25 protein-coding genes are annotated in these 25,643 nt (G+C 45.5%); 21 read left to right on the top strand and 4 right to left on the bottom strand.

All coding sequences use genetic code 11. From position 1 onward, the window contains the following. Nucleotides 1–6: 6 nt before the first annotated feature. The 21 genes from DHBDCA_RS06620 (at nucleotide 7) to tatA (ending at nucleotide 21,024) form a co-directional block, all read left to right on the top strand. Entirely contained in the window at nucleotides 7–1,059 is a 1,053-nt protein-coding gene (locus DHBDCA_RS06620; RefSeq protein ID WP_015043429.1) for an amidoligase family protein, read from the top strand. Nucleotides 1,060–1,078: 19 nt separating this feature from the next. Then, the gene (locus DHBDCA_RS06615) at nucleotides 1,079–1,582 is read left to right on the top strand and encodes a gamma-glutamylcyclotransferase family protein (protein WP_015043428.1); all 504 of its coding nucleotides are present in this window, start codon (nucleotides 1,079–1,081) and stop codon (nucleotides 1,580–1,582) included. 6 nt (nucleotides 1,583–1,588) lie between these two features. Beyond that, nucleotides 1,589–2,734: a hypothetical protein gene (locus DHBDCA_RS06610; protein ID WP_015043427.1), complete on the top strand. Its 1,146-nt coding sequence runs from the start codon at nucleotides 1,589–1,591 to the stop codon at nucleotides 2,732–2,734. Nucleotides 2,735–2,739: 5 nt separating this feature from the next. After that, nucleotides 2,740–3,333: a DUF6329 domain-containing protein gene (locus DHBDCA_RS06605; protein ID WP_015043426.1), complete on the top strand. Its 594-nt coding sequence runs from the start codon at nucleotides 2,740–2,742 to the stop codon at nucleotides 3,331–3,333. A 16-nt stretch (nucleotides 3,334–3,349) separates the two neighbouring features. Further along, complete coding sequence (locus DHBDCA_RS06600; protein ID WP_015043425.1) at nucleotides 3,350–3,709, top strand: DUF6103 family protein; 360 nt, start codon at nucleotides 3,350–3,352, stop codon at nucleotides 3,707–3,709. 27 nt (nucleotides 3,710–3,736) lie between these two features. Continuing rightward, a complete protein-coding gene (locus tag DHBDCA_RS06595) occupies nucleotides 3,737–4,618 on the top strand; it encodes a ParM/StbA family protein (protein ID WP_015043424.1) in 882 nt (293 codons plus the stop codon). Nucleotides 4,619–4,623: 5 nt separating this feature from the next. Then, on the top strand, nucleotides 4,624–4,917 hold the full coding sequence (locus DHBDCA_RS06590) for a hypothetical protein (protein WP_041226370.1): 294 nt from the start codon (nucleotides 4,624–4,626) through the stop codon (nucleotides 4,915–4,917). A 155-nt stretch (nucleotides 4,918–5,072) separates the two neighbouring features. Then, nucleotides 5,073–5,444 carry a DUF3846 domain-containing protein gene (locus tag DHBDCA_RS06585; RefSeq protein WP_015043422.1) on the top strand — a complete coding sequence of 124 codons (372 nt, stop codon included), beginning with the start codon at nucleotides 5,073–5,075 and terminating at the stop codon, nucleotides 5,442–5,444. Between the two features lie 15 nt (nucleotides 5,445–5,459). Further along, nucleotides 5,460–5,714 carry a DUF6103 family protein gene (locus tag DHBDCA_RS06580; protein WP_015043421.1) on the top strand — a complete coding sequence of 85 codons (255 nt, stop codon included), beginning with the start codon at nucleotides 5,460–5,462 and terminating at the stop codon, nucleotides 5,712–5,714. A gap of 704 nt (nucleotides 5,715–6,418) precedes the next feature. Continuing rightward, on the top strand, nucleotides 6,419–9,628 hold the full coding sequence (locus DHBDCA_RS06575) for a DEAD/DEAH box helicase (RefSeq protein ID WP_015043420.1): 3,210 nt from the start codon (nucleotides 6,419–6,421) through the stop codon (nucleotides 9,626–9,628). Nucleotides 9,629–10,100: 472 nt separating this feature from the next. Continuing rightward, entirely contained in the window at nucleotides 10,101–12,722 is a 2,622-nt protein-coding gene (locus DHBDCA_RS06570) for an AAA family ATPase (protein WP_015043419.1), read from the top strand. Nucleotides 12,723–13,080: 358 nt separating this feature from the next. After that, nucleotides 13,081–13,488 (top strand): hypothetical protein, encoded by a 408-nt coding sequence (locus DHBDCA_RS06560; RefSeq protein ID WP_015043418.1) that lies wholly within the window; start codon nucleotides 13,081–13,083, stop codon nucleotides 13,486–13,488. A 2-nt stretch (nucleotides 13,489–13,490) separates the two neighbouring features. Next, entirely contained in the window at nucleotides 13,491–15,164 is a 1,674-nt protein-coding gene (mobP3, locus tag DHBDCA_RS06555; RefSeq protein WP_015043417.1) for a MobP3 family relaxase, read from the top strand. 17 nt (nucleotides 15,165–15,181) lie between these two features. Next, complete coding sequence (locus DHBDCA_RS15880; protein WP_256364956.1) at nucleotides 15,182–15,313, top strand: hypothetical protein; 132 nt, start codon at nucleotides 15,182–15,184, stop codon at nucleotides 15,311–15,313. 18 nt (nucleotides 15,314–15,331) lie between these two features. Next, nucleotides 15,332–16,765 (top strand): DUF3991 domain-containing protein, encoded by a 1,434-nt coding sequence (locus tag DHBDCA_RS06550; RefSeq protein ID WP_041226366.1) that lies wholly within the window; start codon nucleotides 15,332–15,334, stop codon nucleotides 16,763–16,765. Between the two features lie 13 nt (nucleotides 16,766–16,778). After that, a complete protein-coding gene (locus DHBDCA_RS06545; RefSeq protein WP_015043415.1) occupies nucleotides 16,779–18,596 on the top strand; it encodes a VirD4-like conjugal transfer protein, CD1115 family in 1,818 nt (605 codons plus the stop codon). Nucleotides 18,597–18,607: 11 nt separating this feature from the next. Then, nucleotides 18,608–18,877: a helix-turn-helix domain-containing protein gene (locus DHBDCA_RS06540; RefSeq protein WP_015043414.1), complete on the top strand. Its 270-nt coding sequence runs from the start codon at nucleotides 18,608–18,610 to the stop codon at nucleotides 18,875–18,877. A gap of 272 nt (nucleotides 18,878–19,149) precedes the next feature. Then, nucleotides 19,150–19,383 (top strand): hypothetical protein, encoded by a 234-nt coding sequence (locus DHBDCA_RS06535; RefSeq protein ID WP_015043413.1) that lies wholly within the window; start codon nucleotides 19,150–19,152, stop codon nucleotides 19,381–19,383. Beyond that, entirely contained in the window at nucleotides 19,384–19,992 is a 609-nt protein-coding gene (locus DHBDCA_RS06530; protein ID WP_015043412.1) for a transposase, read from the top strand. 324 nt (nucleotides 19,993–20,316) lie between these two features. Continuing rightward, nucleotides 20,317–20,805, top strand: coding sequence for a TorD/DmsD family molecular chaperone (locus DHBDCA_RS06525; protein ID WP_041226364.1), 489 nt, complete (start codon nucleotides 20,317–20,319; stop codon nucleotides 20,803–20,805). Between the two features lie 15 nt (nucleotides 20,806–20,820). Then, nucleotides 20,821–21,024 carry a twin-arginine translocase TatA/TatE family subunit gene (gene tatA, locus DHBDCA_RS06520; protein ID WP_015043410.1) on the top strand — a complete coding sequence of 68 codons (204 nt, stop codon included), beginning with the start codon at nucleotides 20,821–20,823 and terminating at the stop codon, nucleotides 21,022–21,024. Between the two features lie 187 nt (nucleotides 21,025–21,211). On the opposite strand, the gene DHBDCA_RS06515 is transcribed toward tatA, so the two are convergent. From DHBDCA_RS06515 to DHBDCA_RS06500, 4 genes are all read right to left on the bottom strand, one after another. After that, nucleotides 21,212–22,084: a DegV family protein gene (locus DHBDCA_RS06515; protein WP_015043409.1), complete on the bottom strand. Its 873-nt coding sequence runs from the start codon at nucleotides 22,082–22,084 to the stop codon at nucleotides 21,212–21,214. Between the two features lie 98 nt (nucleotides 22,085–22,182). Beyond that, nucleotides 22,183–23,277, bottom strand: a complete 1,095-nt coding sequence (locus DHBDCA_RS06510; RefSeq protein ID WP_242825011.1) for an efflux RND transporter periplasmic adaptor subunit — start codon at nucleotides 23,275–23,277, stop codon at nucleotides 22,183–22,185. A gap of 66 nt (nucleotides 23,278–23,343) precedes the next feature. Continuing rightward, nucleotides 23,344–24,045, bottom strand: a complete 702-nt coding sequence (locus DHBDCA_RS06505; protein ID WP_015043407.1) for an efflux RND transporter periplasmic adaptor subunit — start codon at nucleotides 24,043–24,045, stop codon at nucleotides 23,344–23,346. Nucleotides 24,046–24,075: 30 nt separating this feature from the next. Further along, nucleotides 24,076–25,629, bottom strand: coding sequence for a DHA2 family efflux MFS transporter permease subunit (locus DHBDCA_RS06500; protein WP_015043406.1), 1,554 nt, complete (start codon nucleotides 25,627–25,629; stop codon nucleotides 24,076–24,078). Nucleotides 25,630–25,643 lie beyond the last annotated feature (14 nt).

The following is a 25,643-nucleotide window of genomic DNA, read 5'->3' as shown; positions in this document are numbered from 1 at the left end:
TAAAAGATGGACATGAAGGAGCAGCGCTTCGGCATTGAGATTGAAATGACGGGCCTGTCCCGTCAGCGTGCCGCACAGGTGCTGTCGGAGTATTTCGGACGGCCTGCCAATTTTGACGGCGGATATTACGGAGAATATTCCGTGCTGGACAGTCAGAGCCGCCGTTGGAAGGTCATGAGTGACGGCAGCATAAAAACAGAAAAGAAAGAAGGACGTCAGATTGTATCGGCAGATAACACCTACAGCGTGGAGCTGGTCAGTCCTATCTGCCGCTATGAGGACATCGAAACCATACAGGAGATTGTTCGCAAGCTTCGACAGGCAGGAATGATTGCAAATAAGTCCTGCGGTATCCACATCCACCTGGACGCCTCTCCCCACAACGCCAACACCCTGCGAAACATCACCAACATTATGGCTTCCAAGGAGGATCTGATCTACAAGGCCATGCAGGTGGAGGTGGCAAGGGAACGGCAGTATTGCAAGAAGGTGGAGCAGAGCTTTCTGGATGAAATCAACCGTAAAAAGCCGAAAACCCTGAACGAGGTCAGTCGTATCTGGTACAACGGCGGCGACGGTCACCGCGAGCATTACCACAACAGCCGGTACCACTGCCTGAACCTGCACAGTGTGTTCCAGAAGGGTACTATCGAGTTCCGGCTGTTCAATTCCACCACTCATGCAGGCAAGATCAAGGCATACATCCAGCTCTGCCTTGCCATCTCCGCGCAGGCTCTCAACCAGCGGTGCGCCAGCCGCCAGAAAACCCGAAGCACCAACGAGAAATATACCTTCAGGACCTGGCTCCTTCGGCTGGGGCTTATCGGTGACGAATTCAAAACCGCCCGGCTTCATCTGCTGGAGCATCTGGACGGCTGTATCGCCTGGAAGGACCCTGCACAGGCCCTCCAGCAAAAGGAACGGTTAAGGCAGAAAAAAGAAAAGGAGCTGGCTGAGGCGGCACAAGAAAGGGCGTTACCGCAGGAGCAGACAACTGAAAACGAACAGGAACAGGCCGGGGTTATGTATGAAAGCCCCGGCCTTTCCATGTCAATGTAGCAAGGAGGAATGAAGAAAAATGAAATCCGAAACCCTTTACATCGCCTACGGCAGCAACCTCAATCTGCCGCAGATGGCATTCCGCTGCCCGACTGCCAAGGTAGTCGGTGTCAGCAAGATCAAGGATTACGAGCTGCTGTTCCGGGGCGGACGGAAAAGCTCGGTCGCAACTGTGGAGCCGCTCAAGGGCTCAAGCGTTCCTGTTCTTCTGTGGAAGCTGAAGGAACGTGACCTGCAGTCGCTCGACCGCTATGAGGGATTTCCGTCTTTCTACCGCAAGGAGATTCTTGAAGTGGAACTGAGAGGCAAGACCGTTCCAGCCATGGTCTACATCATGAATGACGGACATCCCTTTGGCTCGCCCTCAGATTATTACCTAAACACCATACTGGAGGGCTACCAATCGGCAGGCTTTGACACCGAATTTTTGGAGCAGGCCGTGGAGAAATCCATCCGTCTGGCGAGAGAGCAGCAGGAACGGGAACCGGATCAGGGCACGCTGTTCGACCTGAAATGGTGGTGATGCTCCATGGCAGCTCCCGCAGCAATTACTCTTGCGGTCAAGGCCGCCGTTGCTCTCGCCACTGACAAACGGACGTGGAAAGCGGTAGGCGTGGTCATCGCCTCCATCCTGACGCCAATCATCCTGATTATAATAATGATCTCCAGCATCCTCTCGGCAGGCTCTGACCACAACAAAGCCGCCATAGATCTGTCCTTCAACGGCGGCAGAATCCCTGCTGCCATGCCCGCCGAATATGCGTCGCACATCAGCAATATGAGCGAATGCTTTGCTGTTCTGGATGAAGCAATATCCGAGGCTGAAGCCCAGATGGAAGGCGGCGCCTTGGACAATGTCCGTATCAAGTCTATTTTTTATTCTCTGTATTTCGGCGCTGAGAATCTGACACTGTCCGGGGCTGAGGCCAGCAACTTTGTAGATTGCTTTGTGGCCTATGAGGACGACACTGCTGTGCCGGTTGGCCTGAACGCCGCATATGAAAAGCTGTCCCTGTCAGGTGAAACGGTTAACAGTGAGGTCAAAACCAACGCTCAGAAAATCTATGAGAGGATGGCGTTCGGCGGCGCGGGTTCGTTCACCGGAGAGATTGAACGCGGCGGTACAGGAAGTGCCGTTCTGGATGTCTCTTCGTTCACAGTTCCGGCGACGAAGAACAACCTGGATCTGGTCGCCTATGCCGAGCAAGCCTTTGACTCTGGATGGGGCTATGTATGGGGTACATACGGCGACGTTCTCACAGAAACTCTGTTCAGCTCCAAGCTGGAGCAGTACCCTGACGGCGTTGGTATTTACGAGAGCTTCATCCGCAGCAACTGGCTCGGAGGCAGGACGACGGACTGTGTTGGCCTGATAAAAGGCTACGGCTGGCTTGATCCAAACACCATGGAAATTGAGTACGGGACCAACGGCATGCCGGATATCAGTGCGGACAGCATGTATAAGAATGCTGCGGTTTCTGGCTCCATTGATACCATGCCTGACATCCCAGGTCTTGCTGTTTGGAAGTCCGGACATATCGGAATCTATATCGGAAACGGCAAGGTCATTGAAGCCATGGGTACAAAATATGGCGTCGTCAAGACAAATCTCGCCGACCGTTCGTGGTCAGCGTGGCTTGAAATTCCCTACATCAACTACAGCATAGGAGAGTGAAAATCATGTTTAATCTGCAGGCAATCTTTGCAAGGAAGGCTGACGATTATCCCGTATGGGACTGTGTAATCGAAAAAATCGTCGAGCTTCCGGAAGCTGAATACAAGTATTTCAAATCCGCTCCCCTCCGGGACATGCCCTTTATTGCCGAGAATACCGATCTCATGCACCGGGACGAAAACGGAGTGTTCCATTGCCTGCTGGTGCTGGGCGAAGGAACCTCTGACGGCATCCTGATTGAATCGGAGGGATACAATTACGCCCGGTACTCCAGCTTCATGCCGGGAGCGCGTGAATTTGTAACCGCACGCTTGAACCAGCTGGCCGACCAAATCACCCGTGAGAGTACACAAAATACCTCCAATGGAACATGGGCGGTTTACTTTGACGAGATACAGGAGCGGTATCATGTTCCCGTTTCACCTCATAATGGAGTTGGCCCCATGCTTCAAAAAATCCTTGAAGCAAGGCCGGAGCTGGCGGAGCTTGAGCCGATGGAGGACGGCTTCGACATGGTTTTCTATCTGGATTATTGCCCGAATCTGGACAAAAACGAGATACCCGAACTCGAGCCGCCTGCAATGCAGATGAATTTATAAAGGAGGAAATCACACTATGAGTACAACCGAATTAAAGATCCCCTTCCCTTCGGAGAGGCTGGACGCCCTCCGTTTTTTCATGGAGAAAAAGGATCAGACCGTAGAGCAGGAGCTGAGGGATTACCTCAACAAGACCTATGAGCGTCTGGTTCCTGCCAATGTCCGCGAGTATGTGGAAAGCCGTTTGGAGCCGGAAACAACTCAGGAACAGACAGCGGAAAACCAGTCGGCTCCTGCTCCGAGAGAGCGCCAGCCTCGTACCTCCCGCCGACAGCGGGAACAGGCTGCAGCTGAAGCACCTCCCTCTCTGGAAGCTCAGTCAGAAGCTGAAACCCCTGCCGAGGAAGAATCGCAGGGTATGACCATGAGCATGTAAACCGCAGAAAAGAAGGAGGTGCTGATTATGATAAAGCTTGGTGTGGACAATGGAAACTACAACACCAAATCCTCGGAGGGGATGCTATATGCCTCCGGGTATGCCGCAAGTGACAAAGAATTCATTGTGCCGGAGATGCAGCTCTTTTTCGAGGGCAGGTATTATGCCGTCGGTGAGCGTCGTCTGCGTTTTCAGCAGGACAAAACCAAGGAGCCTGATACATTTATATTGACGCTTCCGGCAATTGCGGATGCCATGAAAAAAGCAGGAACAACTAATGCTGAAATCGCCCTTGGCGTAGGGCTGCCCATCGATAGCTACGGCACACAGAAGGAAGCCTTCAGGCGATATTTTCTGCGTGACAACATATCATTCCGGTTCGATGGGACATTCTACCGCTGCCGAATTGCGGAATGCAAGGTGTTCGCACAAGGCCATGCGGCGCTGTGCAGGTACTATCCGCAGCTTAAGGATTACCGAAGCATCACGCTGGTGGACATCGGCGGTTATACGGTGGATATTCTTGCACTTCATGATTTCCGGCTTGACAGATCAAGCTGTGCAAGTCTCCGCATGGGTACCATCGCCCTGTACAGCCGGATTCAAGATACGCTCCAGCGAAGTGACATCCTTTTGTCGGATGGACTCATCACGGATGCTATACGCGGCGAGATCGAGCATACCGAAAGCAAGTTAATTGTGGCTGTTGTAGAGCAGGCTGTGACCGCTTACTGTAAGGAGTTGTTCAATGCACTCCGTGAGCGAGGTCTGGATCTGCGGCTGCCCACAGTGTTTGCAGGCGGGGGTGCTGAGCTGCTGGAACCCATGCTTCACGGGAGCGGCCTCAACACAGTGGCGGTGCTGAACCGGTTCGCCAATGCGGACGGCTACAAGCTCCTGATGGGGTGAGCCCTATGTCCGAGCGAAAACGATATTACCTCTCTTTTGATATGGATAACCCAAGGCATCGGGAGGCTGAAGTGCTGTTTGCACGCCAGGCCAGCAGACAGCGCACCGAGTATGTGGTGAACAGCATCCTGACAGCAAATCAGTCGGAAATTCTGGAACAGATTGTACGGCAAGCAGTCAGGAATGAGCTGCAAAATCTCAGGTTGCCTCCACAAAACACGCAGCTGGAGGAAACGGATATGGATGTTCAGTTGTCCGATCTACCCGGCAGTCTGATCCATGCACTGGAGGAATTGTAACCATGTTGGCTCACTTTCCTGCCGTCCTTATACCGGATGGTTGAAAAGTACACCAACATGGCTCACTTTTTCATAAACAATAGTCTGTGCATCAGGAGCAGTTAGAAGAATCCGAGGAAACCCGGAGCATGACAATGAGTATTTAGGAGGCGAACATGGAGAAAAAGATAAAAGTGTTAATGGTGGAACCGATGAAGGAACCCTATCCTGCTGAAGTTGAAAACACCTTGGAAGGGTTGCAGAAGGCGATTGGAGGATATATTGAAACGGTATATCTGGAGGATTATGTTGTTCTGGTTTGCAATGAAGAGGGAAAGCTGATCGGGCTTCCCGGCAACCGTTCTCTTGGAAACGACATCATCGCCGGTACATTTTTTGTGGCTGGCAGCAATGATGATGGGGATTTTGTGTCGCTGACTGAGGATAAAATCCGGCAGTACAGTGATCGATTTCAAAAGACGGAAACCTTTACCCAGGAACAGGTGGAGGATGCTTCCGTTATATTTTCATTAGATTTTAGCAAATGAAGGGAGTAAAGCTGCATGAAAAAAACTACTGTACAAATCACCTTTGAAGCTGAAAAGCTTCGTGCCATACACCAGTACATGGAGGACGAAACAGAACTGCAGGCTGAACTGGATACATTGCTGCAAACACTGTATGAGAAGCACGTTCCCGCTCCTGTCCGGGAGTACATCGAAAGCCGGGATACCAGCGTGATGGACTCCCCTAAACGCAGCACCCGCCCGGCAACTCCTGGAGGACAAAGCAGTCCAGCTTTGGACAGCGAGGAATAACAACCTGCAAACGGGATGTTACCGCCTGTGTGCCCCTGTGTCGCGTTTTAACGGCAGGGGTGGCACCGTAACACCTGTGTACAGGATAACGCCCTTTATTGAGGCTTTGTGACGGAGCTTGAGGGGGACGAAAACCATCCTCCGGCAGAGCCTCATATAAGCCGATTTGAGGGGTGAACCATGGGGTCGAAAACCATGCAGGTTAAAGAGGGGTGGTCGCAGGCGACCTCCCCTCGAATCACATCAGCCCGCAATGCGGGCTGAAGAACGCTTCACGCCGGGGTCGGAAGTTAAGATCCGGTTACCTTAAAGGTAGTCGAAAAAGGCTAAAAGTTGCAAAAAATAGACACTTTTTAGGTGGTCAGTGCTGACACAATGGGATTTGTCTGGGAGTTAAAGATGAAGATTTTAAACATGCTGTTGCCATTTAAAGGTAATTATTGATGCGTGTCGAATAATTAAAGTAATACTCAAAATTATGTTTGTAACTATGATTAATACAGCAAAAATTACATATGCATTGTGTCTATAATGGGAACCTTTTAAGTATTTGGGATGCTATTGGTTATAGCAATAATGGGAAGATCATTTTTAACATGTAAGAGTAATTGCGAGGCAAACATTTAATAGCATAGCAATCCCATTATGTGGTAATAAACTATCGAAATATAACGTTTCGAAATGGCAATAAAGGAGGGTAATATATGTCTAGTTCAGCAGAAAATAGAGTACCTTCACTTTATGCGAATGCGTTTATAGTCGATGGTAATAGTGCTACGCAACTTGTTGAACCTAGTGGCATTGTTGCGTTTGAAAGCACTGGGGAAAGCAACTATGTTAGATTTAACAGTAAAAGACGCTATCGTTTACTTAATCGTAATGAAAGCAAGTTTCCTCAAAAGCCTTTTATTAGGGCTAACTATTTGACTGATCCAGCTTTTCAGATAAATAATTGCGAGTGGCTCAATCAACCCGAGCTGATATCTGCAACTGATGTACTAAATTCGCTAGTAGATCAATTTTCATATAAACAAGAAAATGCAACAGACAAAGGGCTTAGATTGCCACAAATTGGTGCGTTGCATGCAGTATCGGCCAACTGGACACTTTCAGTTAAAGAACCTGTAACAATTGTTATGCCGACAGGGACCGGAAAAACCGAAACGATGGTGTCAATATTCGCTGCACACCGTATACCAAGATTATTAGTAATTGTTCCATCTGATGCCCTACGCACTCAAATTGCCAAAAAGTTTGAGTCTTATGGAGTTTTACAAGAATTTGGAGTCATTGGTTTGTCGGCTATGAAACCGGTTGTGGGAAAGGTGGAACATGGTTTTAAGACAAAAGACGGTGCAAAGGCATTTGCAAAAGCATGTAATGTAGTCATTGCAACGGTATCAGCTTTGAATGAAAACGAGTCTACAATACGTGCCGCTTTTCTGGAACAATTTACTCATCTTTTTGTCGATGAGGCGCACCATATTGCGGCAGCTACTTGGAAAGAGATGAGAGATAGTTTCATTGGTAAGCCAGTTGTCCAGTTTACCGCAACACCATTTCGTGAAGACGGTCAACGTTTGGGCGGGAAAATAATATATTCATTTCCACTCAAAGATGCACAAGAGCTTGGAGTGTTTTCCAAAATAAACTATATCTCAGTAGTCGATTTTAATGATATAGATCGTGCAATAGCAATAACTGCAATTGGGAAACTAAGAGAAGATCTATCAAATAATTATGATCACGTACTGATGGCGCGCGTTAAAACAAAAAAGCGAGCGGATGAACTTTTACCATTATATGAAGAGTTGGCGCCAGATCTTAAACCGATAGTTCTATACAGTGGTCTCAAGCCTAAAACGAGCAGACAAAGGCTGAGTCAGTTACTAAACCTGGAGAGCAAAATCGTGGTATGTGTCGATATGTTAGGCGAAGGGTTTGATTTGCCGGCGTTAAAAATTGCCGCAATTCACGATCCGCATAGGAGCCTTGGTGTAACACTACAGTTTATAGGTCGGTTTGCGCGCGTGGGCGGCATGCGGTTAGGCGACGCAACCGCAGTAGTCGGTCGTGGTCATCGTAATGTAGATGTTAGGCTTCGTGAGTTGTATGCAGAAGACTCAGACTGGAATAAGGTTATTCGCAATATATCAGCTGATGCTATTGAAGAACAACAAGAGATGAGTGAGTTTGAACAAGCTTTTTCTAACTTACCAGATGACATCTCGATTGTTAACTTATCGCCTAAAATGAGCACCGTTGCTTATAAAACACAGACAACTTCTTGGTGTCCAGAACGAATAGAAAACTTATATAAGGATAGACTCATCAACCAGCCTGCAATTAATCACGCTGAACATGTAGCATGGTTCGTTACTAAAGACGTGGAAGCGGTCAGTTGGGGAGATGTTAAGAGTATCGCGCAGACCAGTTATAATCTATTTGTCGCATACTGGGACTCAACGCATCACATGCTTTACATCAACGCATCCAATAATGAAGGCGTTTTCAAGGAGTTAGCAGAGGCTATATGTGGGGAATCCGTAGAGTTATACAAAGGCGGAAGCGTTTATAAAACAATGGCATCTTTGAATCGACGAATCGCAACCAATGTCGGTCTCCTTGATACCAGAAACAGGGATAGCAAATTCGAATTACGAGTGGGTGCAGATGTAATTGAGGCCCTAGATGAAGAAGCTCGTCGAAACAAGTCACAAACAAATATATTTGCCCATGGTCTGGATAGCGAAAGCGGAGAAAGGTTGAGTGTGGGAGCATCGCTAAAAGGACGCATATGGAGTCACAAAGCAGCAATTAACATTAAGCAATGGATGACGTGGGCAGAATCGATAGGTGCAAAGCTTAATGATCCAAGCATCGATCCGGCCGCAGTCATGGATGGTTTTATTGTCCCGAAACCATTACAGACTAGGCCTGAAAAATTTGTTGTGCTTGGTCTTGAGTGGCCTACAGAATCGTGGCTCGATGTTGGTGAGAGCATTCAGATTCAAATAGGAGATTCCACAGCATCGTTTAATGACATCGATCTCACGGTAACAGATAATAATGACAGTGGGCCAATCCCATTTACCGTATCAACGCCCGATGGTGCCGAAGCAAAATATCAACTTACGATGAACCGTGGCAAGATGCTCTTTTCTACTGCCGGTAATGGAGATACAGCCTTTTATGTACGGCCAAGATCGACAGTGCCGTTTGTTGATTTCTTGAATGAGTACGGCCTTCGGGTTTTGCTAAATAAAGAAGCTATAATTGAACCGGAAATGGTCTTGATAATACCAAAAGAAAACGCCCCAGCTTATCGAAAGGAACTACTTAATGCTATCGATTGGAGCGGCATTGACTTGAGTGTTGAATCTCAAGGTAGAGAACGAAATCCCAAAAGTATTCAAGCCAGAGTAATTGAACATATAAAAACGTTGGATAACTGGGATATAATTATCGATGACGATGGAGCAGGTGAAGTTGCCGATATTGTAGCGTTAAAAATTGAAAGTAGTAATCTCGTTGTGAATCTTGTACATTGCAAATACTCTACTGGTCATCCCGGCGCAAGAATTAAGGATTTATATGAAGTCTGCGGACAGGCGCAAAAATCAATTAAGCGTAGATTGAATCAGGAAGCGATGATAGAAAAGCTTATATACCGTGAAAAAAATCGCCGACGCAAACACGGCTATAGCGGTATTATAGTTGGGAATGAGTCGAAACTCATGGACATTGCTGATAAATCGCGATTACTTAGGCCAAAGTTCACAATAATTATAGCGCAGCCAGGAGTTTCGAAATCCTTAGTGTCTAATGATCAGCTTGAGCTTATCGCCAGTACAGAGAAGTATATAAAGGATTCGGGCGGCAAGACGCCGCTGATAGTGATAACGAGCGAATAGACAGAGATCTACTGTATCCATGATCTCAGCGAAAGCTTTACCGTATTCCACGAACATGTGGATGAGAATACTGGTAAACCGGAATGATGTCTGAACCGGACAAAATAAACAACGCGACAAATTCTAGTTTTTCGAGCTTCGCAGTTTGTTTATAACAAGAGAAGAACCCAACTGCGCCGAAGGCTAATAATGCGAAGTTGGTTTTCTGGTACAGTAAGTATTCACGACATACGTCGTTAATAACATTGCATTATGGATGATTTACGAAGGATACCGTGAAGAGGAGATAATCGGACATCACTCTCCTGCGCCTGATAGGCGATACCGCGCGAAAGCAAAATATGTTAATTAAAATGCGAGTGATCTAAAATTCCCGTGCCCCAAGTAATCCGGCGTCCATGCCGGAGTAAGAGTATGTTAATTTATTTGAAGCTTGCGCTGGCTCGGTTTCACTCGGTGGAGGGTATTACGTATGATTCAGGCTGAATATCTCCGTTTTATGCAAACACTCAGCATAGAAGGCATTCCAGGTGACGTGCGAAAAATCGCTAACCTTGTATTGAAGTATTTGGATACATTGATTCCCCTTTCAACCGCACAGGGCCAACGTATTAAAAAGATGGTAGAACTAGCTCAAACGAATTGGGATTCAATCTGTTCAGATATTCAGCTCACACTGGAACAAGTGACGGAACAAACCTGTCGAATTACTCAAATAAAAAGCTTTTCCGTTGGTCCGTTTCGTGGTTTTGCAAAACAAGAGGATTTTGATCTCGCCAGTCAGTTGGTATTGATATACGGCCCCAATGGCACGGGGAAATCCAGTTTCTGCGAAGCCTTGGAATATAGTCTGTTGGGTAATGTTGCCGAAGCGGAAAGTAAACGATTCCGTAATCAGCAAGACTATTTGAAAAACGCTCACACCAATAGTTTTACTCCACCAATTCTGATTGGTTTAGACAATCAAGAAAATGACATTCCAATTTCTGCAAATGAAGCCTTGTATCGTTTTTGTTTTGTAGATAAGAACCGTATTGACAATTTCTCCCGTATTGCCGCGCAGGCACCAGCTAAACAAACTGAACTAATATCCACGCTTTTCGGCCTGGATGCTTTCTCGGAGTTTGTCCGTAACTTTACAGATTCGATGGATAGATACATCGATCTCGAAGGCGCTAAAGAGAAAGAATTAAAATTAAAAAAGCAAGTGCTTGCTGGTTTTCAACAGCAATTAGCAACTACTGTACCCGAAGAACTGCAAAAACTGGGTGAAGATGAAAATCTGTTGGCCAAAGAGTTTCGCGCTGACTGCACCTTCTCTCAAATGATCATCGAGTTGAATGGTAATGAAGATAAAAATGGATTAATTGCGCAACTGGAAGAGGATCTGCAAAAACCAATTGGCACAAAAGGTAATCTAGTGCTTTCTGAACTGCAAACTTTGCAGCAATCCATCGACGCTGACATTCGAGAGTTAAACACCAAAAAACAGGATTTGGCAAATGCCAATCAACAGATTTCATTCAAACAGCTTTATGAAGCTGTGATTCAGGTACAGGATAACAGCCCCGAGCAATGTCCTGCCTGTCATACGCCGCTTTCGCAAGTTACTGTAAATCCATTTATTCACGCTTGCACGGAATTGAAAAATCTTCATCATTTGGGAGAACTGCAAGAGGCGACTAAGAAACTAAATGGAGGCATTAGCAGCTCACTTACCAAGCTTTCACAGATCATTAACATCTGTTGTTCACGCTTTTCTAAAAACAACCAGCTTTCAGCGTTTCAAACAACAGATGGGAAGGTTCCTACTATTGATTGGTGGAATTCTCTTCATCAGCAATTAAGTGATGGATTTACCTCATGGCAACATTTAGAAGCACAGGTTAAATATCTTGAAGACGTAGACAAAGAGATTGCTTGTGTTGCAGAGAAGCGCACTGAAAATCAAAAAGAGCTCAAACGCCTTCGTGTATTTGCTGAAAAAATCGTCAAATTGCAAACTCGCAGGGAGACCGCAAACAACACAATTATGAAGGCTAAAGAAGCAATCGAAAAATTTGAAACCGAAAATACTCAGCTCATTACGGATGTTGAAACTGAAAAGAGCATTGTTGCCCAAAACCAGAAAATAGCAAATGCCTACACAGTCTTTGTTCAAAAACTGAATGACTATAAAAATAGCCTTCCTGCTCAACTGGTTGCAGATTTAGGCGAAATGGTTGTAGAGCTATATAACGCCTTTAATCGACATGATCACCAACATGAGCGATTGGCAGCAATCAGGCTACCACTTCAACAAAATCAGCGACTGCAAATTTCGTTTAATAATTATCCAAATACCTTTTTCGATGCTTTGCATATTCTCAGCGAAGGCCATATCCGATGTATTGGTCTGGCAATACTGACGGCTAAAAATATTAAGGAAGACTGTCCTTTCCTCATCTTTGATGATCCTGTAAATGCAATTGATGATGAACACCGCGAATCAATACGAAGGACAATGTTTGAGGATGAATATTTTAAGGATAAACAAATTATTTTGGCATGTCATGGTGAGGAGTTTTTTAAAGACATTCAAAACCTGTTATCAGCTGAAAAAGCACATCAGTCCAAAACGCTCTCCTTTTTACCAAAGATTAGCGATTTCAACATCTCTGTCAATCATAATTGCTCCCCACGAAATTATGTTATCGCCGCTCGAACCCACTATGATAAGAACGAGATCCGAGATTCATTAGACAAATCTAGGAAGGCCCTTGAATCTTTAACAAAGGAAAAGGTGTGGCGTTATGTAAATAGACACGGCGATGGAAACCTAAGTATTAAAATGCGTTCTGTAACCTCACCTATCGAACTCCGAAATCTAACTGAGCAGCTAAAATCAAAAATTGCCAAAGCGGATTTTTTAGATCAAAACAAAACTGCTGTTTTGACTCCCATTGAAACTCTACTCGGTATTAACGGTGAATCAAGGGAATGGAGATACTTAAATAAAGGAACTCATGAAGAAGCAGATCGGGCAGAATTTGACTCTCAAACGGTCAATGAAATTGTGACAGCATTGGAACAGCTTGATGTGGCTCTCGGATAATGCTGAAAAAGGAGATTCTTTTAATCCGCAATTCACTATCACTAACAGGATGACCGCCTCCGCACGTCTAGTGCTCCAGCGGGAGGCGGCCGGGTATTTAGGAGTTTGGTACCTAGAGGGCGCGGACCAGCTAATCTCGGTAAAAATGCAATTGCAAATTGCATATTATCCATATACTTGCTATATCAAATAATTTGAATGAAATATATAGATATGAAATGATAATCTTTGAGGCTAACTCATACTCTTAATAATCTTATAAATGTAATATTAAAAGTGAATTATAAGCACTCTCTGGAATTTAAGCTGCAATTCCAGAGGGTGCTTTTTATAATTCAAAAAAATGGAGGTAAAACTTATGGCAGAGGAAAATAAAAAAAGATTTCCGTTATGGATGTACCCTAAAACACAGCAAAGGGTGCAGGAACTCTATGAAAAAGACAACTGCAAAAGTCAGAGTGAGTTTATTGAAAAGGCTATTCGCTTTTATTGCGGCTATATCTCGGCAGAGGATAGCATGAAGTTTTTGCCAACTGCTATCACCTCGGCCATGTCAGGCATCATCGGGACGTCGGAAAACCGCATTGCCCGCGTGATGTTTAAATTGGCCGTGGAGATGTCCATGATGATGAACATCCTAGCGTCCACAGCGGAGGTGGATGAAAACACACTGCATCGGCTGCGCGGAAAGTGCGTTGCCGACGTGAAGAAATCCATCGGCTCAGTGACCTTCGAGGATGTTACGAAATTCCAAAAGGGTGAATAACCATGCCGAAAATCATCTTCAAATGTCGATACTTAAAAAACTCAGCGGTTCATCTTGAGAATCTTGTGGAGTATGTGGCGACGCGCGACGGCGTGGAGAAAATATCTACCTTCTCCCGCGACAGCTCCGCCACGCAGAAACAGAAAATGCTCATCAAAGATATTCTCGTTCAGTTTCCTGATACCGCGGATGTGTTCGAGTACGAGGACTATCTCAAACATCCAACTACGAAAAATGCTTCGGAATTCATCAGCTCAGCACTGGATCAAAATCTGGATCAACTATCCCATCAGGAGATCTATGTCAATTACATTGCTACTCGTCCCCGTGCTGAGAAGCTAGGAACCCATGGACTGTTTTCCGATGGGGATACGCCGCTGGTGCTGTCAAAGGTGATGGAAGAAGTTGCCCAGCATACCGGAAATGTCTGGACTCCTATCATTTCTCTGCGGCGGGAGGATGCCGCCCGGCTTGGATATGATAATGCCGCCGCATGGATGGCACTCCTGCGCAAGCAGCGGAATATGCTTGCCGAGCAGATGAAAATAGCTCCGGAAAATCTGCGCTGGTATGCTGCATTTCATAACGAAGGCCATCATCCTCACTGCCACATGCTCGTGCACTCGGTGAATCCCCGCGAAGGGTATGTCACTAAGACTGCAATTGATAAAATGCGGGGCAGTCTGGCAAGGGAAATCTTTCAGCAGGATTTGATTCAGATATATGCTGAGCAAACCACTCAAAGAAACGAGCTCGCCGGCAAGAGCCGTGAAGCCTTAAGAGAGATTATAGGCAGGATGAGCGGGAGCGTGTGTGAGAGCGAAACTATTGAGGCACTGCTCATGCATCTGGCAGAACGGTTGAAGCACACCTCAGGAAAGAAGCACTACGGTTATCTAAAAGCGCCACTTAAAGCAATCGTGGATCAGATCGTAGATGAGCTGGCGAAGAATGAGCAGGTGTCGGAAGCCTATGCAAAATGGCATGGGCTTCGGAACGAAGTCCTGCGAACATATACTGACAAGACTCCTGATCCACTGCCGCTCTCGCGGCAGAAAGAATTTAAGAGCATAAAAAATATGGTGATCTCCGAAGCCATGAGCATCAGCAGTCACTATTTTACTTTAGAGGGAGATGAGGAAGCGGAGCAGTTACCCGATGACGGGCAGGAGATGAATACCGAAAACTCTGCGGAACTGTTAACGAAAGCGTCGGTTCCCAATAATTCATTCGCTCAGTATCGCCTCGGAAGACGCTATCTGCTGGGAGACGGTCACCCCAAGGATGTGAAAACGGCTGTTGAATGGCTGACCGCTTCTGCGGAGCAGGGCAACCAGCATGCACAATATGCTCTCGGCAAGCTGTTCCTTATGGGCGAGGATGTCCCTTATGACCGTGAAGCCGCAGTACGCTGGTTCACCTTGTCTGCTGAACAGGGTAACGTTTACGCGCGGTATTTTCTTGACAATATGGACACTTTCAGTAATCCCTTTCTGTTACTTGCAGCGACAAGGCTCCTGCATCACTTAAGCCGGATTTTCAGGGATGAACAGCAAAGACTTTCCGGCGGTCCCGCCATGCAGACGGACAGCAAACTGCGTCGAAAAATCCGTGAGAAAAAGATCGCCCAAGGTCACGCCCAGGACGATCATGAACTCAAGCATACAAACTATTAATACAAAGGAGGGCTTACATGCGGATGCAATATCCAAAACTGCTCCGAAAAAAAGAACCGATTCCCGTAAAAATCAAACCGACATCACCCAAACCATCCGCTCATCGGCGGGTGGCTTTTTTTCGTCGGTGCGGCAAGAGAAAACGCTGACTAAGGGGGTAGTGGAGTATGGAATATATTCACTTTACAGACGAACAAAAACAACGGGCCAATTCAGTGGATTTAGTGGACTTCCTCCAACGGCAGGGTGAACAGCTCGTTCGTTCCGGCCGCGAGTGGCGCTGGAAACGTCATGACAGCGTGACCGTGCGCGGCAGTCAGTGGTTCCGTCATTCCAGGAAAGAAGGCGGCCATGCCATCGACTTTGTCCAGCAGTTCTATGACATGAGCTTTCCCGAAGCCGTTACGCTGCTCCTCGGCGGCGAGTCCGGTGTGGAATGGAACCAGACCTCCAAGAGTGTGCCGCTTACACGCAAATTCTTCGCGCTGCCAGAAGCCAATATGGATATGCGCCGAGTGTTTGCCTATCTTATCAAACAGCGCTTCATAGACAGGGAAGTGCTGACGCACTTCGCCCACGAAAAGCTGATTTATGAGGATAAGAAATATCACAATGCAGTATTTGTGGGCCTGGATGAAAACGGCATTCCCCGTCATGCTCACAAACGCGGAACCTATACTCGGGGAGAGCCATACAAGGGCAACGTGGAAGGCAGTGATCCGAAATACAGCTTTCACCGGTTGGGGGAAAGCGATACACTATACGTTTTTGAGGCGCCTGTGGATATGCTGTCGTTTATCACCCTGAATAAAGATGGCTGGAAGCACCACAGCTATGTCACGCTTGATGGCGTATCGGAACACGCTATGCTCTGCCAGCTGGAGCTGAATCCTCATCTGAAAAGCGTCGTGCTGTGCCTGGACCATGATGAAGCAGGCATTGAGGCTGTCAGCCGCCTGAAAGATATCCTGCACGAAAAGGGCTATAGGGATATTTCAGTAATGCAATCGCAGTACAAGGACTGGAATGAGGATCTGAAAGCCAAAAACGGTGTAAGTCCCATCCCGGCAAGAGAGCATCCGAAGCTGGAGCTTCTGCCAAAGGTTGTTAGGGAGCTACATGATTTGTGCAATGCTCTTTCAGCGCATAAAGACATTGACTTCTTCCTTGCAGAGTGCGCCGAGGCAGTGGAGCCGCTACTAGCCTCCGGCAAAACAGCAGCTCTGAATTCGGAAGCTGTTCGGGAATGTCTGCAGTGCATGGCAGCCAGCTCACTGACATCCATGCAAAGGCAAATGCGCCAGATGGAACAGCCAGTGACAATGGTGCAGCTCATTCAAAAGCTGCAGGACAGCTACCGTCCCCATGAGGATCGTGGCTGGCTTCGCACCAAGGCGGAGCAGCTGCGACAGGACGTTTCCAATATCAGCCGTCAGCTTCAGATGATCGGCATCCGTACACTGGAGGATAAGGAAAAGCTCCTGTCCTCCTATCAGCTCCTTGCGCTGGATTGCATTAAAACCATAATGTTTGTTGAGCAGGAGCTGCCATCGATGTTGCCGGTGCAGGAGCAAGCAGTAAATTTTTCTATGACCATGTAAAGGAGGGATCGAGTTGCAGACATCCCAAATCATAATCCTATCAGCCGCCGGACTGTCTATGTTCGGGGTTATCGGTTTGTTATCGCTTATAGCGCATTACTACACCTTAAACGGGATCAAGTCCAAAACCGTCGGCGACGGCCAGCACGGTACGGCGCGCTGGGCAACGAAGCAGGAGATTAAAAAGACTTATACAGAAATTCCCTACGAGCCGGAGAAGTGGAGAAAGGGTGAAAGCCTTCCGAAAGAGCAGGGTCTGATAGTCGGCTGGAGGAAAGCGTCGCTGTTTGATAATAAAGCTCAGCACGGATATGCGATGGTAGACGATGACGATATCCACTGTCTGATGATCGGCGCGGCAGGCGTCGGCAAGACCGCTAACTTTCTTTATCCTAATCTAGAATATGCCTGCGCCTGCGGAATGAGTTTTGTGACCACCGACACCAAGGGCGATCTCTACCGCAATTATGCCGGGATTGCAAAAGAAAAATATGGATACGATATTGCAGTCATTGACCTGAGAAACCCTACCCGCTCGGACGGAAACAATCTTCTCCATCTGGTCAACCGGTATATGGATGCATATCTCAATAATCCTCAGAATCTTGCATTTAAAGCCAGAGCGGAGAAGTATGCAAAGATTACCGCAAAGACTATCATTAACTCCGGAGGTTTCGATACGGCAATGGCTGGACAAAATGCCTTCTTCTATGACGCGGCGGAAGGACTGCTGACATCCGTGATTCTGCTTATAGCGGAATACTGTGAACCGAAGCAGAGGCACATAGTATCCGTATTCAAGCTCATTCAGGATCTGCTTGCACCCAGCGGCGTCAAGGGCAGGACTTTGTTTCAGCTGCTCCTTGTCCATCTGCCGGATGAGCACAAGACCAAGTGGTTCGCTGGGGCGGCACTCAATACTGCGGAACAAGCAATGCAGAGTGTTCTTTCTACGGCGCTGTCAAGGCTCAATTCGTTTCTGGATTCTGAGCTGGAGCAAATCCTGTGCTTTGACACAGCAATCGATGCGGAGAAGTTTTGTACAGAGAAAAGTGCAATATTCCTGGTAATGCCGGAGGAAGACAACACAAAGTATTTCATTATCAGCCTGATCGTCCAGCAGCTCTACCGTGAAATCCTGTCAGTGGCTGACGAGCATGGAGGAAAGCTCCCCAACCGTGTGATGATGTTTCTCGACGAGATCGGAACCATCCCCAAAATCGAGTCGGCGGAGATGATGTTCTCTGCTTCCCGTTCCCGTCGTGTGTCCATTGTAGCCATCATCCAGAGCTTTGCTCAGCTGGAGAAAAACTATGGCCGCGAAGGCTCTGCCATCATCATTGACAACTGCCAGGATACCGTGTTCGGCGGCTTTGCTCCCAATAGCGAATCAGCGCAGATTTTATCAAAAGCCATGGGAAGCAAGACCGTCATGAGCGGCTCCGTCAGCCGGGGTAAAAACGACCCGTCGCAGAGCCTGCAAATGATCGAGCGTCCGCTGATGACACCGGATGAGCTAAAGTCTATGCCTAAGGGTCATTTTGTTATCACAAAGACGGGCACCTACCCGATGCGTACCAAGCTAAAGCTATTTACGGAATGGGGTATAACCTTCGGCAAGCCTTATGAGATTTCCGAGAAATCGGCCCGGAGGGTGGAGTATGCCGACAGACACAGGGTAGAGGAAGAAATCATCCGCCGGCACTCTGCCAGCGTGGATGTGACGGAGGAAGCTGAAGCTGGTCCATCCGCATCGGGCGGAATACTTCACTCACCGATTCAGGAGCCGGAAGCGCCTGCCAGGACAAAAGCACCTGTTCGGATTGAATAGGAGGTGAAGCTGTGGGTTACTTTTTTTCTCTTTATTCCTCGGAGCTTCCGCATCGTGCCAGGGCTGTCTATATGTACCTTCATGACCGATCAGATAAGGATGGTAAATGCTACCCGGCGATTGGTACCATCGCCAAGGAGTTAAAGCTGTCCCGAAGCACCGTTAAACGTGCTATAGCTGACCTTGAAAAAAGCGGCCGTCTGCGTAAGGAAAAAAGGTGGCGTGAGAACGGCGGCAAGAGCAGCAATCTGTATCATTTAATGCAGAGGGATTTAGGCTGATGGGCTAAAAATGACCTTCCCCGCCGAGGGGAAGGTCTGTCTAATTGTTGGACTATGGAAGGGTTCATGATGAACCGTGAAGGGGAACTTATCACTCTAAGAATATATAACGCCAGAAAAAGAACATGAACAATATCATATACACACCAGTGAATTTTATATATGTAAAACAGGAGTATGTTATGACCACGCAGGATATTGCGAGGCACAAGATGATTTGATGTATAAATACGGCTTTCCAGGTTGATGCAATCAGAGATACGCTTAAAGTCATGAATATTGATGGGCTAAAACAAATCAATCAGGACACTGTAAAAAAAGCAGTCGAGAATAAGGCTTTTGAAAACGGTACCATTGACGGATATATGGTGGCCGCGATCGATGGAACAAAATTCTTTGGGAGCAATAAGAAAAACTGTTCAGAATGCTTGAAAAGCACCAAAGCAGAAAAGATTCATTATTTCCATAGTGGTGCTGTCATGCCCTACGGTAGGTATGGGTCCTAAATGGTTATTGACTTCGAGATGTACAAGCCCGGACAAGATGCTGTTTCAAAAGATGAAGGTGAGCTGAACGTAGCAAAAAGGCAGATTTCAAGCGTCGTGAAGAGTCATAAGAACTTGATTGATGTTGTAGTTTATGATGCTCTCGCCTGTAATTCCATCTGGATTAACCACCGCAAGGATTTGGGCATTGATGCAATTGTCCGAGCAAAAAACAATAATAATAATAGTTTGCGGTTGGCGAAAAAAACTGCTAATAAGGCGGAAGCTGTTGAGGTTTGGAAAGATGAACAAGGATTTGAGAAAGTTCATGTTTACCAGTCAACCTTCACTATGGACAACGTGGAGCAACCGTTGCGGTTTGTGAAATTTGCAATAAAACATAAGAACAAGCTTCGCTCACAGATTATGATCGTAACAACTTGTATGGATATGACACAGAAGACCTTGTTCAAGATAATCAGGGCACGCTGGGATATCGAGAACTCAATTTTCAATAACTTAAAACGTGACTGTGGCTTTGAGCATTGTTTTGTGCATGGCGGGAATGCCATAGAAGCGGTGCTCCCTTTGATCTTTATCATCAGATATCATGAAGTCATTTTTAGTTAGACGTTTGAGAAATCATTTTGCAACTCAACGAGAAGTGGTAAGGCTTTTATTGAAAGGACTATATCTGTTGAAGTATCGTGCTGAATTTGTTTTTAGCAGTGCTTAGAAATCAGGCAATTGAGTAAGAATGTGAAATTCTGGGGTAGGGGGAGGTATATCCATTTTTAAGGCAAATTCGATAAATTAGAGGATAATTCACAAAGTAATTGAAATGTACAATAAAGGGCTGCAAAATTTTTACAGAGGCTAAATTGCTGGCATGAACCCGGAAAATGCGGAGCTTATTGCGGACTTGCAGTTACTGGGAAGCTTTATTAACGAGGAATGTCAAAGCTGCGGCAGCCTTTAACCGAATGGCGTGTCGAGTTTACCCGATTATTTGTTGGACCCGAACACCTTCCCAGTCCGCCCTTTGAATCATGCTACCGGGAAAGGCTTGAAGACGGGAGTTTTGTGTATTTGATGGGAGAAATAACCCTTGCCGTCAAAAATCTATACAGGGAAGTAGGGCTGGAAGTAAATCCTCCCCAAATGCCGTGTCATATCAGTGCAGAATTGGAGGGCATGGCTATTTTTACAAGTATTGAAGCTGAGGCTTGGGAAAAGGATGACAAAGCGGCTCTTTTAAAAATGACGCACTTCGAGCAGCGTTTGTTTGGAGAACATTTAGCGCAATGGCTACCGGATTTCTGTAAGGATGTCAGAACCTACGCTCAGAGTAATTGTTATCAAGCCCTCGCGCTGTTAACTGAGAGTTATGTAAAACTGGAGCAAGCTAGAAACCCCGAATTGTTTAGACAAGCTGAACTTTAGGAGAAGGGGTAGCCTATGCAGATAACATTTGGTTTAATGACGCCAACGGCTTTAATCATTATCTTAGTTATTGCCTTAATCATTTTTGGTCCCGGAAAATTGCCCGAACTCGGAAAAACGTTAGGAAACGGAATTACGGAATTCAAATCAGCCACTACATTAGAACAGGACAAAAAGACTGACGGGGGTGAAAAATCCGAGAAAACTAAGCAGGGTTGAAGCAGAAGGAAATTCCGTTCCAACCCTGCTTATCTCTTTTTTAGCATCTATCTCATGTGCAAAAACATGAGAGCACTCTTCAATTTTGAGAAGCTGGTCGTCAAACTTTCCCAGTTTGGGAAATCGAAAAAACAAATAGAATAGTATTAAAGACATAAAGCCTAAGCACAATTCGGGCTAAGGCTTTTCAAGCTGTCCTATTTTCTCCTAGGAACATTACAGCCAGCATACCAGGACCAGTATGCGCCCCTACTATAGGTCCAGTGTAATTCACGATGACATCTTTTACTTCTATTTTATCAAGAATAATGTTTTTGAGAAACTCTGCTTCTTCCAGACAATCTCCATGACAGATAAAGATTGTTTGGCCCTCAGCATTAATGATGCGGTTTTGCAGCTCTTCAGCTAGAGCTCTAATAGCTTTTCTTCTTCCCTTAACCTTTTTGGAAAAGGTCAGACCACCTTGATTATCGACAAAGAGAACGGGCTTAATTTCCAAGATAGTTCCTAGAACGGCACTTGTACTTGAAATTCTACCTCCTCTTTTTAGGTGAGTCAAGTCATTGACTGTAAACCAGTGATTAACTTTGAGTTTATTTCTTTCTATCCAATCAACGATTTCTTCTTTTGTTTTTCCCTGTTTAAGCATTTCACTAGCATAAAAAACAAGAAGTCCTTGCCCAACCGTAGCGCTTCTTGAGTCAATCACTGATATATCTGCCGTGGGATTGTTTTTCATAATAATATCGCGAGCGATGAGTGCGTTATTATAAGTCTGGCTTAAGGCAGAAGAGAAGGCGATATAGATAATTGAGCTCCCTTTTTCTAAATACGTTCTAAAATATTCTTCAAAGACAAATGGCGTGATCTGTGAGGTATGAGGCATTTCACCCCTACGAATTAACTCATAAAATTCTTTATAACTTATCGATTTACCGAAGTCATCATTATAGCTTTGACCTTTGATAAAATAGGGGAAGGGGACAACACAGATTTCGTTTTCTCTAATAAAGTTTAGAGGAAGATCGCAATTTGAATCAGTCATAATCTTCAACTTCATAAAAATACCCTCCATGGCTACTTTAAACTTTTTATACCTAAATAGGGAATAGAATTAAATTTTCACTTTTGCAATTTAAGAATTAAAAATTCATTTTATTATTCCTTTACTTCAACACCATCGGACAATCGCTCTACCCCGTTAATAATAATACGTTCACCCGCATGCAAACCCTGGACGATAACTGTTGATTCTTCATTTTTAAGACCTGTACGAACGGCGGTTTTCACTGTTTTTCCTTCTTTCACGACCATGACATAATTTTTGTCGTCCTGCCTCAGAAGTGCAGAGTTAGGAATAACTATAACCGATGGATTTTTCACAGTAATTTTAGCTGTAGCCGTCATTCCTGCTTTTAATATTGCTTCCGGATTGTCTATGGCAACTTTTACCGGAAAGAACTGTCCGGTTGGAATGGAGGTTGGACTGATATAAGAGATTTTCCCAGTAAAGGTTCGGTTTGGAATAGAATCTACGCTGACTTCGACAGGGTCTTCCTCCTTGACGTAGTTAATTTGGCTCTCGGAAAGGTTTCCGCTCAAGGCCAGTTGATCGATTGCTACAATCGTACCCAGAGGAATACCGGGGCCAACCGTATCCCCAACAGACACATTCGACGTTACTAAAATTCCATTGATAGGACTCTTGATATCCATTTTGGCAAGATTTAAGTTGATAGCATTGATGGTTGCTTGAGCGGCTTTAAGACCTGCCCCTTGGGCAGTTTCATATTGAGATTTAGCAATATCTCTTTTTAATGTGATTTGTTCCATTTGTTGTTGGGGAATTGCGCCGGATTTGAAGAGCTCCTGAAAACGTTTATAGTCATTTTCCGCGTTTTCATAATTGAGACGGGCTTGTTCGACCTGAGCCTGACTATTGGCAAGCCCTGCTTGAGCTTGATCCAGTTGATTCAACAAGTCTTTTTTATCAAAAGAAATGATGACATCGCCCTTTTTAACAAAGGTTCCTTCCTTAGCCCCGACATTCGTGACGATTCCCGGGAGTTGGGAACTAAGATTGGACTTTTCCTGAACATCCATGATACCAGTTAAGGCTAATTGTCCGCTAAAATCCATTATTTTGACTTCCTCTGTTTTTACGGGTACCGGAGCTTCTACAGGTTTGGTGGTAGGGTTTGTGGAAATTGCGTATCCTGTAATGGAAATGAATACGGCTAAGGCTAAAAGCACCAGGCTTATGATCTTTTTATTAAACGCATTTGGCCTTATATTTAACACCGGCTTCTCCTCCTTTCGTTATTCTGCGATATGGATTTTGGCGGTAACACTCATCCTGGGTAAAAGCCCCAGGTTATTTATTTCCGGAAAACGTATTTTTAACGGAATTCGTTGTGTAACTTTGGTAAAGTTACCGTTGGCAGATTGCATGGGTAAAATATCAAACGTTGAAAGAGTTGCTTTACCAATTTCATCGACCCGTCCCTGAAAGGTTTTTCCGGGTAAAGCATCGACTGTTAAATCCACAAGTTGACCGACTTTTACTTTGCTTATTTCAGTTTCATCAATATTCACATCCACAAAGAGATCGTCCGTATCGGCAATCACGGCGAGAGGTTGCCCCGCTCCGACCAATTGTCCTACCCGTACGGAGGACTTAATAATCTGGCCGGAAATCGGGGCAGTAAGCTCTGCTTTACTAACCATGATGCTGCCCACGGGATTAAGCGCACTGGGGTTTATACCCGCTGAAGTGGCAATGGCATTTGTATCCTGCCACCCAATCGTTGCTCCGGCTTTGACATATTCTCCTTCAGAAACATTCCAGGATGTTATTTTACCCGAGATGGTCGGACTGACATTTGCAGTATAGGCACTGATCCGGGCGTCATCTGTAGTAATATAATGAGACATTTCGAACCAGTAATAGCCTGCGATTCCGCCACCAATCATTAAGACCAGAGTCACTACCACTGCGAGTACAATCTTTTGATTTTTCATGATTCTCCTCCCGCATATCCTTTAAGAGTGTTATATTTTTTGTTCGGCAGTAATGGATTGTTTTTTACGAATTCGATTCAAAAGTGGCTTTTGTACTAAGAAAAAGGCGGGTACTATACCGATTAAGCCCAGGAGTACATTAACGTAGAACGCATCTTGAAACGCTAAAACAGCAGCTTTTTCTTGGGCTATCCTAAACAGGGTTAACAAATTAAACATTTGAGCTTCAGGAGCTTGAAATCCCCAACTCTGAAGTAAAGAAGTTAAAGGTTCCAGAGACTGTGTTGTATAGGACCATGGGGTGGCGGTTGTTGCTAAATTAGCATAGTGCCAAGGCGTTCGCAGCTGAATTATGCTGGTAAGAATTGCTACGCCAACAGCGCTCCCAATTTGACGAACCATATTAAAAAATGCTGACCCTTGGTTCACTAATTCTTTTGGTAAAGAACTATAGGCTAAGGTAACAGAAGGCATAATGCCGAGACCAAGCCCTACTCCAACTATGAATAAGTTCTGTCTAATGGCTGATAAGCTTGTATTGACATCAAGATTAATAAAAAACAGTGTTCCAAGTGACATAATTGCGATCCCCACAACGGTTAAAAAGGTTGCCCCAATCCGAGGAAGGAGAACAGCACTGATTGGAATGAAGATAATGATACCCAAGACTTCCGGCAAGAGCATCATGCCAGTGTCCATTGCACTTAATCCCGTTAGTTGCTGCAAGAACAAAGGCAGGAGAAAGAGGCTGCCAAATAAACTCATAATAATAAAGAATGTAACGACCAGAGAACCGGAATAGATACGGTTTCTAAAAATTCTTAAATCCAAGATGGGATCAGGCGAAAAGGCTTCCACAAGGAAAAATAGAATCAAACTGCTTATGGCAGTAAAAAAGAGAAACACAATATTAAAAGATGTCCAACCTTCGTCAGCACCGTTGCTGAGGGCTAAGAGCAATGTAGAGAAACCCAGTGCAGATAATACAAAACCCCAAAAATCGAATTTTTTAGTTACTGTTTCAAATTCATGTAATAATAAATAAGAAGCGCTGATTGACAATAGACCAATAGGGATGTTAATCCAGAAAATCATCCTCCAGTCAAAAGTATCGACCAAGTATCCTCCGATCATTGGTCCGATAGCAGGAGCAATCAGTAAAGGAATACCCATCAATCCCATGGCTAAGGGGAGTTCTTTTTTAGTAAAGGTTTTCTCAACGATGGACAAAGCCAGAGGCATAATCATCCCCCCGCCAATCGCTTGGATAATCCGAAAGAAAATTAGGGCATTAATATTCCAAGCTAACGCGGATAAGATGGACCCACCCGTAAAAATAAAGAGACTCAAAAGATATATCTTCTTCATTCCTCTTGTATCAGCCCAATAAGCCGTAATCGGTTCAAAAACCCCAATGGTTACCATGTAAGCAGTAATAACATACTGAGAAAGATGTAGATCCGTCCCAAGCTCCAGCATAATATCCGGGATGGCAACGTTAACAATCGTCATATCCAAAAGATCCATGGATAACCCCAAAACAACAGCAATCAGGCTCAGCCATTTTCCCCATTTTGCTTGCATTACCACCACTCTCC

Source organism: Dehalobacter sp. DCA (assembly GCF_000305775.1).
GTDB lineage: Bacteria > Bacillota > Desulfitobacteriia > Desulfitobacteriales > Syntrophobotulaceae > Dehalobacter > Dehalobacter alkaniphilus.
The sequence above is the reverse complement of the archived record's forward strand: the minus strand, read 5'-3'. Positions and strand labels throughout refer to the sequence as shown.